Annotated in this window: 10 protein-coding genes, 1 tRNA gene and 1 rRNA gene; 10 read left to right on the top strand and 2 right to left on the bottom strand. The window is 49.9% G+C overall.

All coding sequences use genetic code 11. The annotated features are described in order from the left end of the window. The 4 genes from FHS18_RS33715 to FHS18_RS33700 form a co-directional block, all read left to right on the top strand. A 23S ribosomal RNA gene (locus tag FHS18_RS33715) occupies nucleotides 1-92 on the top strand; the annotation flags it as partial. A 306-nt stretch (nucleotides 93-398) separates the two neighbouring features. Then, a tRNA-Arg gene (locus tag FHS18_RS33710) sits at nucleotides 399-475 on the top strand. Between the two features lie 209 nt (nucleotides 476-684). Further along, on the top strand, nucleotides 685-1074 hold the full coding sequence (locus tag FHS18_RS33705; RefSeq protein WP_183604765.1) for a DUF2500 domain-containing protein: 390 nt from the start codon (nucleotides 685-687) through the stop codon (nucleotides 1072-1074). A gap of 336 nt (nucleotides 1075-1410) precedes the next feature. Beyond that, complete coding sequence (locus FHS18_RS33700; RefSeq protein ID WP_183604764.1) at nucleotides 1411-2748, top strand: arsenic transporter; 1338 nt, start codon at nucleotides 1411-1413, stop codon at nucleotides 2746-2748. 221 nt (nucleotides 2749-2969) lie between these two features. Here FHS18_RS33700 and FHS18_RS33695 read toward each other — a convergent pair whose 3' ends face one another. After that, a complete protein-coding gene (locus FHS18_RS33695; protein ID WP_183604763.1) occupies nucleotides 2970-4718 on the bottom strand; it encodes a sigma-54 interaction domain-containing protein in 1749 nt (582 codons plus the stop codon). A gap of 386 nt (nucleotides 4719-5104) precedes the next feature. On the opposite strand from FHS18_RS33695, the gene FHS18_RS33690 reads away from it, so the two are divergent. The 5 genes from FHS18_RS33690 (at nucleotide 5105) to FHS18_RS33670 (ending at nucleotide 11919) form a co-directional block, all read left to right on the top strand. Further along, on the top strand, nucleotides 5105-6376 hold the full coding sequence (locus FHS18_RS33690) for an MFS transporter (protein WP_409348597.1): 1272 nt from the start codon (nucleotides 5105-5107) through the stop codon (nucleotides 6374-6376). Between the two features lie 217 nt (nucleotides 6377-6593). Beyond that, on the top strand, nucleotides 6594-7508 hold the full coding sequence (locus FHS18_RS33685; protein ID WP_183604761.1) for a proline dehydrogenase family protein: 915 nt from the start codon (nucleotides 6594-6596) through the stop codon (nucleotides 7506-7508). A gap of 39 nt (nucleotides 7509-7547) precedes the next feature. Further along, the gene (pruA, locus tag FHS18_RS33680; protein ID WP_183604760.1) at nucleotides 7548-9116 is read left to right on the top strand and encodes an L-glutamate gamma-semialdehyde dehydrogenase; all 1569 of its coding nucleotides are present in this window, start codon (nucleotides 7548-7550) and stop codon (nucleotides 9114-9116) included. Nucleotides 9117-9198: 82 nt separating this feature from the next. Further along, a complete protein-coding gene (locus FHS18_RS33675) occupies nucleotides 9199-10482 on the top strand; it encodes a Glu/Leu/Phe/Val family dehydrogenase (RefSeq protein ID WP_183604759.1) in 1284 nt (427 codons plus the stop codon). Nucleotides 10483-10515: 33 nt separating this feature from the next. Continuing rightward, on the top strand, nucleotides 10516-11919 hold the full coding sequence (locus FHS18_RS33670) for an NAD-dependent malic enzyme (protein ID WP_183604758.1): 1404 nt from the start codon (nucleotides 10516-10518) through the stop codon (nucleotides 11917-11919). Between the two features lie 119 nt (nucleotides 11920-12038). On the opposite strand, the gene ymzB is transcribed toward FHS18_RS33670, so the two are convergent. Further along, a complete protein-coding gene (gene ymzB / locus FHS18_RS33665) occupies nucleotides 12039-12377 on the bottom strand; it encodes a protein YmzB (RefSeq protein ID WP_183604757.1) in 339 nt (112 codons plus the stop codon). Nucleotides 12378-12593: 216 nt separating this feature from the next. Here ymzB and FHS18_RS33660 point away from each other — a divergent pair, with 216 nt between their 5' ends. Then, nucleotides 12594-13457, top strand: coding sequence for a VOC family protein (locus FHS18_RS33660; protein ID WP_183604756.1), 864 nt, complete (start codon nucleotides 12594-12596; stop codon nucleotides 13455-13457). Nucleotides 13458-13895 lie beyond the last annotated feature (438 nt).

Raw genomic sequence — 13895 nt, 5'->3', positions numbered from 1 at the left:
ACCCCTGGAAGACGACCAGGTTGATAGGTTCGAGGTGGAAGTGCAGCAATGCATGCAGCTGACGAATACTAATCGGTCGAGGGCTTATCCTAAGAGTTTTCACGAAGTGAAAAGCTCACTTCGGAAGCATACATGTAAAAACCTAGCTAAAGGTGCAAGTTTCACATCCAGTTTTGAGGGTACAATCGTCGCGATTGGAAATCACACACCCGTGCGTGATTTTTTTATTGCCTTCAAGCGTGTATTTGACAAAATTAACTCATTCAATGACGCAGGGGAAAGCACTAGAACTTGCTTGCTTCGGTCCCCGCAATGAAATAACAATGCGGAGTCATGGTGTTAAGGCCAATCAGGCCTGTGTGCAATACAATCTCGACCTGTTTCCGCTTTTTATATATGCGCCCTTAGCTCAGCTGGATAGAGCGTTTGACTACGAATCAAAAGGTCAGGAGTTCGAATCTCTTAGGGCGCGCCACTTTGAATGATGCACAAGCCTCGTATCTGCGTAAGCGGATCGGGGCTTTTTTTGATTGGTTAGTTGAAGTGAATCGTGCAACATGAGGTGATTGGTTTGCGTTTATGATCGTAAGATCAGGAATACAGCATTCACCGTTTTTATTCCGTTATCTAATGACGCATACCATATGTTCCATGCTGTCGAATAATTGAAAGGAGGCAATATCGATGAATCGTTTTAGCAACGATCCAGGATTTTTTGGTTTTATGGCAGGAGTACCCTTGTTCTTTAAGCTATTTGGAGGATTGGTCCTGACGCTTGTTATTGGGGGCTTCTTATATGTAATCATCCGAGGTGTTTCGACCTGGTCTTCGAATAACGCTTCCGAGCTGTTAACACGAACGGCGGTTATCGTGGATAAGCGTACCGAGGTATGGGGCGGATCTCGCGACTCCAGCGCGTCTACGAACTATTATATTACGTTTGAGTTTGAGGATCAGTCAAGAATGGAATTGCCGGTTCGCGGCGATAAATACGGCCTGATGGTGGTCGGTGACCGTGGGAACCTGACCTATCAAGGAACAAGATTCAAAGACTTTGACCGTTTTACCCGATAAGCTTACGGATTCCGGCTTCGCTTCTAAGGCGGGGCTGGATTTTTTTTGGTTTACGGGGACGATGCAATAGGACAAATGCCGTCACAGACAAGACTCCTCCCGAGATAAATGCCATCAATTGATACACGATGGTTTTCATAGAATTAGGGAGTCTGACCAGTACGAGCCGTTTGTCAGGTACGTATACATACAGTAACAATCTGCAGCCAAGATGGCAGCAAAAGGGAGGGAGCTCTATGAAATAGCAAATCTGTTCCAATCGCAATTCGAAGGATAAGGGAGAGTTGATGACAACTAAGAATACACATCATAAGCAACTTGAAAAGAGGGTACAGCATGTATGACTTAATGGTGATTTTAACCGTAAGTTCCTTCCTGCTGACGATCGGGTATATTTTTTGGCGGCCCAAAGTGAATGAAGCGATTCCGGCGAGCGTCGGTGCGGCATTCGTTCTGCTGAGCGGGAGCGTGACGCTTGGCGATTTATGGCACATCACGGAAACCATTAGTGGTGCGGCGATTACGATAATCGCGACGATTGTTATGGCAATTGTGTTGGAGAGCTTTGGCTTTTTTCAATGGGCGGCAGCTATCTTGATCGATAAGGCGCGAGGGTCGGGGATTAGGCTTTTTTGGTTAACGAATCTCTTCTGCTTTCTGATGACGTTATTCGTGAACAACGACGGCAGCATTTTGATTACAACACCGATTTTGCTCATGCTGTTGCAGCAGATGGGGCTGAAGCCGCATCAGAAAATACCGTATCTGTTATCGGGTGCTTTAATCGCAACCGCCTCGAGTGCCCCAATCGGGGTAAGCAATATCGTCAATCTCATTGCGCTCAAAATCGTTCATATGGACCTCTACATGCATTCGGCTATGATGTTTGTACCAGCCTCGCTCGGACTTTTACTACTTGTACTGCTTCTGTTCCTCCTCTTTTACCGTACTATTCCTGCGAAGCTGCCACAGCTAGGCAGATGGTCGATGCAACCGGGCGGCCATCCGTTAAAAGATAATCCGCCAGTGACCTATAATGTGAAGCAGATGCTCAATATTCTTATTTTCGTTCTTGTAGTCCGATTGAGCCTATTCATTGCCTCCTACTTCCATGTGCCGGTATCTCTTATGGCGGTAATTGGCGCAGTATTCTTGCTTGGGTGGCGCTGGCAGCGTCTTGGGATCTCGCCGGCAGATATGTTGAGGAAGACGCCGTGGTACATCTTTATTTTTGCCTTCAGTATGTACGTCATTATTTATGGCTTGAATAACATTGGACTAACGGATTGGCTGATCAAGGTGCTGCAGCCGCTCGTGTCAGGCAGCATGCTTCATACGAGTATCCTAATGGGGGGCTTGCTCAGCGTGTTGTCCAACTTGTTCAACAATCACCCGGCGTTAATGGTTGGGACGATCACATTGACCAATATGGAACTTGATCCGTTGACGTTAAAACTTGCTTACTTGTCGAGCGTCATCGGTAGTGACATAGGATCGCTGCTGCTGCCGATCGGTACATTGGCCACTTTAATGTGGATGCATTTGGTGAGAAAAGGCGGTATTATGATCAGTTGGGGGCAATACGTGAAGGTAACGCTTATTGTCATCCCGATTACGGTGCTCTTCACGTTGATCGTGCTGACGTATTGGGTGAGCTGGCTATTTGGAAGCTAGATACCATATACAGAAAAATAGACCTTCATGGTCGAAGGTCCTAGGAAGAGAAATGAGACACACCACAGTGTATGAATGCTTGGGTTGAAGCGTTTGGGCAATTACTAGGAATGGACAATAGCCGTCAAGCCGTGCCAAAGTGGAACAATAAGACCGCATCGTATCCATGTCACCATGGAGGCAATGCGGTCTTTTGACGTGTTCAGAATCCATTCTTTTCGTTAATGAATGTGGAACTCTTTCATTTTGTTGTATAACGTCCCACGCGATATGCCTAGTAGTTTGGCGGCTGCGCTCTTGTTACCGAACGTTTTGCTCAGCGCATCCTCGATCAGACTGATCTCATCTTCCTCGGAAAGTTGTGGCTTCAGCGCTTTGCGGGAGTAAGAAGCGGCGTCCGCTTCCAAGGCGAGCTCGAGTTGCGGTTGTTCCTTCATAAGACTCTCCGGCAGCAAATCGATGGTAATCCGCTCGTCATCGCATAAGATGATGCAGCGTTCGATCACATTCCTGAGCTCTCGCAGGTTCCCCGGCCATTTGTAGCTCATGAAAGCGAGCATAACTTCAGGGTCGAATGCAGGGATCGGCTTTGCATATTGCACCGCGAATTCCCTTACGTAGAGATGAGCCAAGGAAGGGATATCTTCCTTGCGTTCACGCAGCGGCGGTATCGAGATCGAGACCACGTTGAGCGCATAATACAGGTCGCCGCGGAAAGACCGGGAAGAGACCATATCCGCCAAATGCTGATCCGTGCCCGCCAATATGCGAGAATGAATTCGAGTCGGCACGTCTGAGCCGCTGCGTACAATCGTTTGGCTCTGCATCGTTTGATATAGCTTGGCCTGGATATCGGCAGGCAGCTTATCGATCTCATTCAAGAATATCGTCCCGTTGCCGGCCAGCTCCAACTGCCCGGCTTTCCCGGTTTCCTGACCGGAGAAGGTACCGCCTTGATAGCCGAACAACTCAATCTCGAGCAGCCCGGCAGGAATGGAGCCACAGTTGACGATGACAAAAGGATGCTCTGCACGCGGGCTCGCGGAATGTATGGCCTGGGCGAATAGATCCTTGCCCGTGCCGGCTTCACCGATCAGCAAGCAGGAGGTTTCAGCTGAGGCTACCTTTTTGGCCAGCCGGATCGCTTTGTCAATAGTTGCTCCCTTCCCCTTAATGGCAGAGAAAGGGTCGTCGTTATTAATCGCTCCTTCGGCAGGCGCATTCTGAGACGAGGTTAGTTCATCGTTCAGTCGCACAAGATGGGTAATATCCTGCTCGGTTGCGATACTTCCGATAATCTTGTTATCCAGATCATAGATCGGCGAGGCATTGATCAACACGTGCGTATCCGGACGCGGACGATGGTAGGTACTGCGCAGCAGCCGGCCTTCATCCAGAATCTTGAGCACCATAAGGGCATCAGGGTCAAAATGTTCGCCAATCCGCCGCCCTAAAATCTGTTCCTTCGGAATGCCATAGATTTCTTCGGCGTTCTCATTCCAGCAAATAACGGTGCCGCTGCGGTCGACTACGGTTACGGCGTCCGTCACGGTTTCCGCTAACGTCGCGAAGTAAGCGTCTAGGCGCAGCAATTCGGCTAGCGTAATTTTGAGCAGGCTGCCAAGCTGGCAAGAACCAAGGAGCTGCCCAGTGCGATCACTTAAGATGACAGGACGGCACGCTTCTTCAGGGATGCCGTTCAGTGCGGCATGGAGTTCACGTATGTCATGATGAACGGGGAGGATATACGAGGCCAGATGCGCCTTGTCGGTGAGAAATTCACCAAGTGTTCCATCTCCCGTTGAATTCGATAGGAAACAATGATCGCCCGGCGTAAAGACGTAGGAAAGTCCGTCGGCAGATACCGCAACGTCCTCACCGCTACGCAATAGCGTGAGCAGTTCCTTGCATGCAGACCCAGGCGAGAGCGTCTGAAAGGGCTTGATCGGGATTTGTTCAATCTTGAACATTTTTTACCTCACATCATTGTATAATTACTAACTAATTTACCATGAGGGCTACAAATAAAACAACAGCATCGGCATGTCTCAGCAATTAAATTAATCGACGGGCTGTAAATTATTGTACATACGATTGTACAATATGGCATTATTGTATAATTTGTGTGTACAATTCGTAAAACGCATTGTATACTACTTGTGTGTAAGTATATCTGACATCCAAATCATAGAGGAGGAGTTGGCAGGTGGATACTCCATGAAGACTAACACGACGAACAAAGACAACCATGCAAATGGAGTAGTTAAAAGACGGAAGGCAAAGACAACTACGAACAGAATAATAGGAGGTTATCAATTACATGGCCCAACTTAGTACGGCGGATGTACAAACAAGCGTGACGCGCAAGACTTCCGTTAAAGCGCTCATTGCCAGCTTGATCGGTAGCTCAATCGAATGGTTTGACTATTTTCTGTACGGAACTGCGGCATCGCTTGTATTTAACAAGTTGTTTTTCCCGGCGGATGATGATGTTGTAAGTTTGCTGCTTAGTTATCTGACGTTCGCGCTCCCGTTCTTCATTCGTCCGCTCGGCGGGATCGTCTTCAGCCACATCGGGGATAAAATCGGACGTAAGAAGACGCTCGTAATGACGCTTTCCTTAATGGGCGGGTCCACGGTGTTAATCGGCTTGTTACCGCATTATAACGCGATAGGCGTATGGGCGCCGATTCTGCTTATTACGCTGCGCTGTATTCAAGGTCTAGGGATCGGTGGAGAATGGGGCGGTGCGCTGCTGCTCGCAGTCGAGTATTCGAATAAGAACAATCGCGGTTTCTTCGGCAGCATCCCGCAGATGGGCGTTACGATTGGCATGGTATTCGGAACACTGGCACTCTCGCTCATGAGCATGCTACCGGACAATCAATTTATGTCCTGGGGTTGGCGTGTACCGTTTATTATGAGCGCTGTGCTTGTATTCATTGGCCTTTGGATCCGTAGCGGTCTGGATGAGACGCCGGCATTTAAGGAAAGCAAGGAAAGCGGCGAAGTCTCGCGCGTACCTATTTTGGACACGCTCCGCTATCATTGGAAATCGGTTCTTATCGCAGTTGGGGCGAAAGTTGTTGAGACCGGTCCGTTCTATATCTTTGGCACATTTGTTATTTCCTACGCAACAAACTACCTCGAGTATGATCGTGTCGATGCGCTGAACGCCGTTCTGATTGCCGCAGTCGTCGCGACTCTATTCATCCCGTATATGGGCAAGTTGTCCGACCGAATTGGTCGTAAACCGCTTTACATCGCAGGCACGATAGCCATTATTCTTTATGCATTCCCTTATTTCTACTTAATGTCGCTTCAATCCGTTCTTTTGCTTACGATTGCAACCATTATCGGTCTAGGCATTCTGTGGGCGCCGATTACGGCAGTGTTAGGCACGATGTTCTCCGAAATTTTCAGCACGAATGTCCGTTATACGGGGGTCAGTCTTGGTTATCAGCTCGGTGCTGCGCTAGCTGGGGGGACCGCGCCTTTGATCGCAACAGCGCTGCTCGAAGCTTACGACGATTCTTGGGTGCCAGTCGCCATCTACATGATTGTGACCGCAGTAATCTCGCTTATCGCAATCAGCGCAGTAAGGAATTCGCATAAGCAAGAACTTTAGTGCATTACAGTATTACTAGGGTGAGGGAATGTACAAAACAGGAAGTAGACACTTCTGTTATTGTACAAACCCTCTTTATTTTTCCCTAATTAAAGGATAATATTGTTCAAATAATTATGTATCGGTTAATAAATGTTCAAAATAAAATAATAGTGTACAAATTAAACAATCGGTGTATAATTACGTCATAACTACTGTTTAAGGCAGGGATGACGTCATGGAAGTGCTCATGCGGAATACGTTCCAGAAACTCGCCAAAAGCCGCTCAGCCAACAAGCTTGCGAAGCGATACGGACTGCGCTTTGGCGCACAGCGTTTCGTGGCAGGCGAAACGATCAAGCACTCGATTGACGCCGTACGGCAATTGAATGCAAGCGGCCGGGTCGTGACGCTCGATCACCTTGGGGAGTTCGTTTTTACGGAGGAAGAAGCGAAGGAGTCCGCGAGCATGTGCCTGCAGACGCTGGATGCGATCGCGCAAGCCGGCGTTCAGGCGAACTTGTCGCTGAAGATGACCTCGCTTGGCCTGGATATTAGCCGGGAGCTATGCATGCGCAACATGCACGATATCTTGAAGCGGGCGCAATCGTATGGCAATTTTGTCCGGATCGATATGGAGGACTACGAGCATTGCCAAGTTTCGCTAGATATCTATAAGGAGCTGCGCAAGACCTATGACAATGTCGGCATCGTCATTCAAGCGTACTTATACCGCACCGAGCAGGACATTGAAGATTTGAATCGCTATCGTGCGAATCTGCGCTTGGTGAAAGGCGCCTATAAGGAGTCGCCGAAGGTCGCTTTCCCGAATAAACCGGATGTAGATGACAACTTCAAAGCGATCATTACGCAACACTTGCTCAACGGCAATTACGCCGCAATCGCCACCCATGATGAAGAGATCATCCGCTACGCGAAGGATGTCATCAAGACGAACAACATTCCGAATAGCCAGTTCGAGTTTCAGATGCTCTATGGCATTTGCGAAGACGTGCAGAAGAAACTGGTCAGCGAAGGATTCAAGGTTCGCGTGTATGTTCCATACGGCAACGACTGGTTCGGATACTTTATGAGACGGTTAGCCGAACGGCCGGCGAATGTCTGGTTTGTTCTTAAGAATATGTTTAAATAAATCCCAATTCGAGCAGGACCGAGAGGAGAAAAAGCAAACATGAGCATTCTCACCAAAACAGAGCCGTTCCGTAATGAACCATTCGTCAATTTCGGAATCGAAGAGAACAGGCTGGCTATGGGAACAGCCATCGCGAAAGTGAAAGCCGGACTTGGCCGCGAATACCCGCTGCATATCGGCGCGGAGAAGATTTTTACCGATGCGAAGATCACCTCCATTAACCCGGGCAATCTGGATGAGACTATCGGCTACGTGAGCAAGGCTGATCGTGACCTTGCGGAGAAAGCGATGCAAGTCGCGCTTGAGACGTTCGAGACGTGGAAGAAAGTCCCGGCTGCCGAGCGCGCAGAGTACCTGTTCAAGGCTGCTGCTCTAATGAGAGATCGCAAGCATGAATTCTCGGCGATGATGGTCCTCGAAGCCGGCAAGAACTATGCTGAAGCGGATGCGGATACGGCCGAAGCGATCGACTTTATGGAATTCTATGCCCGCGAGATGATTCGTCTGTCCGGTATCAACGAGACGATGCCGCTTACGCCGGTTGCAGGCGAAGCGAACAAACTGACCTACATTCCGCTTGGCGTGGGCGTTGTTATTCCGCCGTGGAACTTCCCGCTGGCGATCTGTGTCGGGATGTCTACGGCAGCGATCGTGTCCGGTAATACGATTCTGCTCAAGCCTGCTTCCACTACACCGGTTATTGCCCACATGTTTGTTGCGTTGATGGAAGAGGTAGGTCTCCCTGCAGGCGTCCTGAACTTCATTCCAGGCAGCGGCGCTGAAGTCGGCGACTACTTGACGACGCATCCGAAGACGCGTTTCATTAGCTTCACCGGCTCGAAGGAAGTCGGCCTTCGCATTAGCCGTTTGGCCGCGGATACCGTTCCAGGCCAAATCTGGATCAAGCGCCTTGTAGCGGAGATGGGCGGCAAGGACGGCATCGTCGTCGATGAAACGGCGGATCTGGATGCAGCGGCAAGCGCGATCGTCGCTTCGGCATTCGGCTTCCAAGGTCAGAAGTGTTCTGCCGGCTCCCGCGCGTTTATCGTGGAATCCGTGTACGACGAAGTCGTTGAGAAGGTTGCTGCGCTGACGAAGCAACTGCAGAGCGGTCTGCCGGAGAAAAATTTTGCAGCGGGGCCGGTCATTGATGCAGGATCCTACAATAAAATTCTCGAATACATTGAGATAGGCAAGACTGAAGGCCGACTCCTTGCGGGCGGCGGCAGAGCGGAAGGCAATGGTTATTACATCGAGCCGACCGTATTCGCCGATGTGGCGGGCAAAGCTCGTATCATGCAAGAAGAGATATTCGGTCCTGTCCTGGCGATTGGTAAGGCCAAAGATTGGCGTGAAGCGATTGAACTTTACAACGATACGGAGTTCGGCCTAACTGGCGCCTTCTTCTCCGCAGTCGAGGAACGTATTGAGGAAGCACTTGACACGATGCATTGCGGCAACCTGTATGTCAACCGCAAATGTACGGGCGCGTTGGTCGGAGCACATCCATTCGGAGGGTTCAATATGTCGGGTACAGATTCCAAAGCAGGCGGCTATGACTATCTTCTGCTCTTCACGCAAGCCAAAATGACTTCCAGAAAGCTGTAATTATACATGGTTCGAGCCCTTGGCATAACTGTCCTTAAGGGCTCTTTCCTATACATATTCCAACCGCGAAGGGGATACCGCGATGGAGCAACAATCGAATATCGTTCAGACGGAAGAAGAAATCAAGGAAAACCTGAGTTTGTTCGAGCGGACTCAACTGACGATCAAGACGGCGCTGCACCATCTGCACTGCGAAGAAGCGGTATATGAACTTTTGAAGTCGCCTCTGCGCGTATTGACCGTACGCATTCCGGTCAGAATGGATGACGGTTCGGTGAAGGTCTTCACCGGATACCGCGCGCAGCATAACGACGCCGTCGGTCCGACCAAAGGCGGCGTGCGATTCCATCCGGATGTATCGGAGGATGAAGTCAAGGCGCTCTCCATGTGGATGAGTATCAAGTGCGGCATTACGAACTTGCCTTACGGCGGCGGCAAAGGCGGCATTCAATGCGATCCGAGGTCGATGTCGTTCCGGGAGCTCGAAGGTCTCAGCCGCGGTTATGTCCGTGCCATTAGTCAGCTCGTTGGTCCAACCAAGGATATTCCCGCGCCGGACGTATTCACGAACTCGCAGATTATGGCGTGGATGATGGATGAATACAGCCGGATTCGCGAATTTGACTCCCCTGGATTCATTACTGGCAAGCCGCTCGTGCTCGGCGGTTCGTACGGCAGGGAATCATCGACGGCGCTCGGTGTGACGCTCGTTCTTAAGGAAGCGGCGAAGGTAGCGGGTATTCCGCTCGAAGGCTCGCGCGTCATTATTCAAGGCTTCGGGAATGCAGGCAGCTTCCTGGCCAAGTTCCTTCATGATGCAGGCGCGATTATCGTCGGAATAGCCGACGCGCTAGGCGGCATTTATAATGAAGATGGACTCGATATCGATTATTTGCTCGACAGCCGCGATTCCTTCGGAACGGTGACGAATTTGTTCCCGAACCGGATGACCAACGGCGAACTTCTGACCATGCCATGCGACATTCTCGTGCCGGCGGCGATTGAGAACCAGATCACAGCGGATAATGCTCCGCATATTCAAGCCCGGCTTCTCGTGGAGGCGGCGAATGGCCCGACAACGGCCAAAGCGACCGAAATTTTGACGGAGCGGGGAATTATGCTCGTGCCCGATGTGTTGGCAAGCGCAGGCGGCGTCGTTGTATCCTACTTTGAGTGGGTACAGAATAATCAGGGCTATTACTGGTCTGAAGCCGAGGTGAATCGGAAGCTTGAGGATATTCTCGTTGCCTCGTTCCGGCAGGTGTATCAGACCTCGTTGGACAAGCGGATCGATATGCGCTTGGCGGCTTACATTGTCGGCTTGAAACGTATGACGGAAGCAGTCCGCTGGCGGGGCTGGGTGTAGGTTAACTACTTTATACAGAAGCGAGTGAGGATAATGGCGCAGACGAGTATTATTTTGCGAGTAGAGCTTGACCACCAGAAGATCAGTTTTGGCGATGTTGCAGCGACGATCAGCCGCGCTGGCGGAGATATTACCTCCATTGACGTCATTCGTCCGGGGAAGGAATCTTCGGTACGGGATATCACGGTAGATGTTGCCGATACGGAAGAATCCACGGTCGTGGAATCGCTTCGCGCGCAAGAGGGAATCAAGCTCATTAACGTGTCTGACCGCACGTTCCTTGTTCATCTCGGAGGTAAAGTTGAGGTGCAGCCGAAGCTTCCGATCAAGAACCGGGATGATCTGTCCCGTGTTTATACGCCAGGGGTAGCTAAAGTATGTACCGCCATTCATGAGAATCCGAACAAAGCGTACTCGCTAACGATCAAACGTAATACGGTTGCAGTCGTTACGGACGGAACCGCTGTCCTTGGTCTTGGCGATATCGGTCCGCATGCAGCCGCTCCTGTTATGGAAGGCAAGGCAATGCTGTTTAAGCAGCTGGCGGGTGTCGACGCATTCCCGATTTGCCTCGATACCAAAGATACCGAGGAGATCATACGGACCATCAAGGCGATCAGTCCGATTTTCGGCGGCATTAATCTGGAGGATATCAGTTCTCCACGCTGCTTCGAGATTGAACAGCGTTTGGCCGAGGAATTGGATGTGCCGGTATTTCACGATGATCAGCACGGGACGGCGGTTGTCGTGATCGCAGGACTTCTCAATGCATTGAAAGTAACGGGCAAGCGAATCGGGAACATTCGAGTTGTCGTTAATGGTATCGGCGCTGCAGGCGTATCGATTTGCAAAATGCTGCTGAATGCCGGTGTGACGCGACTTGTACCGGTCGATCGCGACGGAGCGATCGTGCGGGGCGGCCAATATGAGCATCCGATGTGGCAATGGCTGGCGAACCAACCGCAGGTAGAAGCGGCGAAAGGATCGCTGCACGACGTGATCGCGGATGCCGATGTATTCATCGGCGTATCCCGCGGCAATGTGCTAGCCGTCGAAGACTTGCGGCGAATGGCCGAGAACCGGATCGTCTTCGCAATGGCGAACCCAGTTCCTGAGATTGCGCCTGAGCTAGCTCTTCCGCATACCGCTGTATTCGCGACGGGCAGAAGCGATTATCCGAACCAGATCAATAACGTCCTCGTCTTCCCTGGTTTGTTCCGCGGCGTGCTGGATTGCAGGGCAAAAGTGATTAACGAGCCGATGAAGCTTGCCGCGGCGCGAGCGATTGCAGCTGTCATTTCCGAGGCCGAATTGAATGAACACTATATCATTCCGAGTATCTTTAATGAGAAAGTGGTTGCGAATGTCCGCAAAGCCGTTATTGAAACTGCAATACTGACTGGCGTATCGCGAAGAGTTCCTGCGGACTTCAGATAAACGAGCAGCCGAAGTTAGAAATTATAATAGAAGAACCTTTCCTACGCTGTCAGGCAGCAGTTGCAGGAAAGGTTCTTTTTGCTGCGTGTGATTGTGGTGTTGGTGAGCAGCGCAGTTTGTTATGGATTCTGAATGATATGGTATGTTCCGCGTTCAGTTTGCAGAAGGGCGCGTGTTCCTTCCGCCTCGACTTTGGTTAGGCCCTCTAGAGGAATTTCGAACACATTGCCTGGAAGCGGGGGCTGCTCAGCATCCGTAAGTACTACACCTTCGCCATGCAGAAGGAGTGCGCTGCTATTCGTGTAGTCGTCATTGCCGTTGGTCGTTCCGGGGCGGTAATCGATTTTGTTCAAATGAATCATCACTTGATCCAGATCACCTTGTTCTTCCTTCTGAATGAGCAGCGATCGCGATGTTTGCTCTTCGAGCCAGTCCGACAGCGTATCAATCGTAGCCATACCTTTCCCTCCTATACATTGTGAATTCGGCGGCCATTCAGCAGTTGACGTAATAATATCGGGTAAGTTTGAGAAGAATCGTTGTTGTTGGCTTGTCTCTATATATCTTACCCGGAAAACGAATGAACCCATCAAGCCCATTGCTCTAACTTGACGTAATTTTATTATAAATATAAAATAACTTACATAAAGTAACTAGTGAAAGGCGTGATGGGAATGACATTCACTTTGCCTTCCGAACTGGAACTCGGAGAAGTGAAGCTTAAGGTTACCAACCTAGAGAGATCATTGCAGTTTTATGAAAATGTTGTTGGCCTCAAGCTTGTAAGGCAAGAAGCGAATGCTGCATATTTGACTGCCGCCGATGGGCAGAGAATTCTGCTTGTGCTCGAAGAGGTTGCAGGAGGTGCCGTGCTGCCTCGTCGTTCCGTAAGCGGACTGTACCATTTTGCGATCTTAGTACCTACGCGGCAGGCGCTCGGATTGGCTCTTCGTAACCTTATTGATTCGGGTATTCATATCGGGCAAGCTGATCATCTCGTCAGTGAGGCGCTGTATATCTCGGACCCCGATAATAACGGGATTGAGATATATAGAGACCGCCCTCGCTATGAGTGGCCGAGACAAGAGAATGGCCAGGTGAAGATGGCATCCGATCCGATTGATTGGGAAGGGTTGTTGGAGGAAGCCAAAGATTTTCCTTGGTCGGGACTGCCGACCGGGACCGTTATTGGCCATGTCCATTTTCATGTAGCGGATTTGGAGCGGGCTAAAGCATTCTATTGTCATTTGCTGGGATTCGAAATTGCCACGGACGGCTGGAGGGAAATGGGCGCTTTATTCATCGCCGCTGGGGGCTATCATCACCATATCGGTTTGAATATATGGGCGGGGGTTGGAGCACCGCCGGCGCCGGAGAATGCAGCAGGGCTAGCGTACTTTACGATTAAGCTGCATGATGCGAATGTACTGACCCAGGTTGTAGCGAGACTTCATGAAGCGGGAATCGCAGCGGAAGAGCGGGATGGATCATGGTATGCTCAAGATCCATTCGGCATCAACATACGTTTAACGGTTTAATATAAGAAGGAAGGGTTGTAAGGAAGCTCAGCCGACGGGATGCGACCTATACTTACAATCCTTTATTCGTTTTATCCTCTTTACGACAGAATAAATATGTGTATAATAACAATAGCAATGAGGCAGATGTTCAAGCGAAATAAGAACTCAAAACTTTTTCGAAAAAACAGTTGCACAACATTGAAGATGTATGGTATATTCTAATTCCGGTCGCGAGAGTGACGCGGACAAGCAGTAAAGCGATAAAGAATAAGATGAATGCTGAATGGCCTAGCGGTCACTTAGCCAATCATCACTTGTTCCTTGAAAACTGAACAATGAGCGATATGTTTTATAGCTAGTGAAGTAATGAGCTAACAAGCTTCTTTACTTGATGGAATGCTGATCGACCTTCGGGTCGCTCAAACCAATCCATCTTTTATGGAGAGTTTGATCCTG

The sequence above is a fragment of the Paenibacillus phyllosphaerae genome (assembly GCF_014192105.1).
GTDB classification, from domain to species: Bacteria; Bacillota; Bacilli; order Paenibacillales; family Paenibacillaceae; genus Paenibacillus_Z; species Paenibacillus_Z phyllosphaerae.
This window is presented reverse-complemented; position numbering and strand designations above follow the sequence as displayed.

Bases quoted from the DNA above. Each gene is read 5' to 3' on its own strand.
- FHS18_RS33705 (WP_183604765.1), top strand. From the start codon at position 685: ATGAATCGTTTTAGCAACGATCCAGGATTTTTTGGTTTTATGGCAGGA.
- pruA (WP_183604760.1), top strand. From the start codon at position 7,548: ATGAGCATTCTCACCAAAACAGAGCCGTTCCGTAATGAACCATTCGTC.
- FHS18_RS33685 (WP_183604761.1), top strand. From the start codon at position 6,594: ATGGAAGTGCTCATGCGGAATACGTTCCAGAAACTCGCCAAAAGCCGC.
- FHS18_RS33660 (WP_183604756.1), top strand. From the start codon at position 12,594: ATGACATTCACTTTGCCTTCCGAACTGGAACTCGGAGAAGTGAAGCTT.
- FHS18_RS33695 (WP_183604763.1), bottom strand. From the start codon at position 4,718: ATGTTCAAGATTGAACAAATCCCGATCAAGCCCTTTCAGACGCTCTCG.
- FHS18_RS33670 (WP_183604758.1), top strand. From the start codon at position 10,516: ATGGCGCAGACGAGTATTATTTTGCGAGTAGAGCTTGACCACCAGAAG.
- FHS18_RS33675 (WP_183604759.1), top strand. From the start codon at position 9,199: ATGGAGCAACAATCGAATATCGTTCAGACGGAAGAAGAAATCAAGGAA.
- FHS18_RS33700 (WP_183604764.1), top strand. From the start codon at position 1,411: ATGTATGACTTAATGGTGATTTTAACCGTAAGTTCCTTCCTGCTGACG.
- ymzB (WP_183604757.1), bottom strand. From the start codon at position 12,377: ATGGCTACGATTGATACGCTGTCGGACTGGCTCGAAGAGCAAACATCG.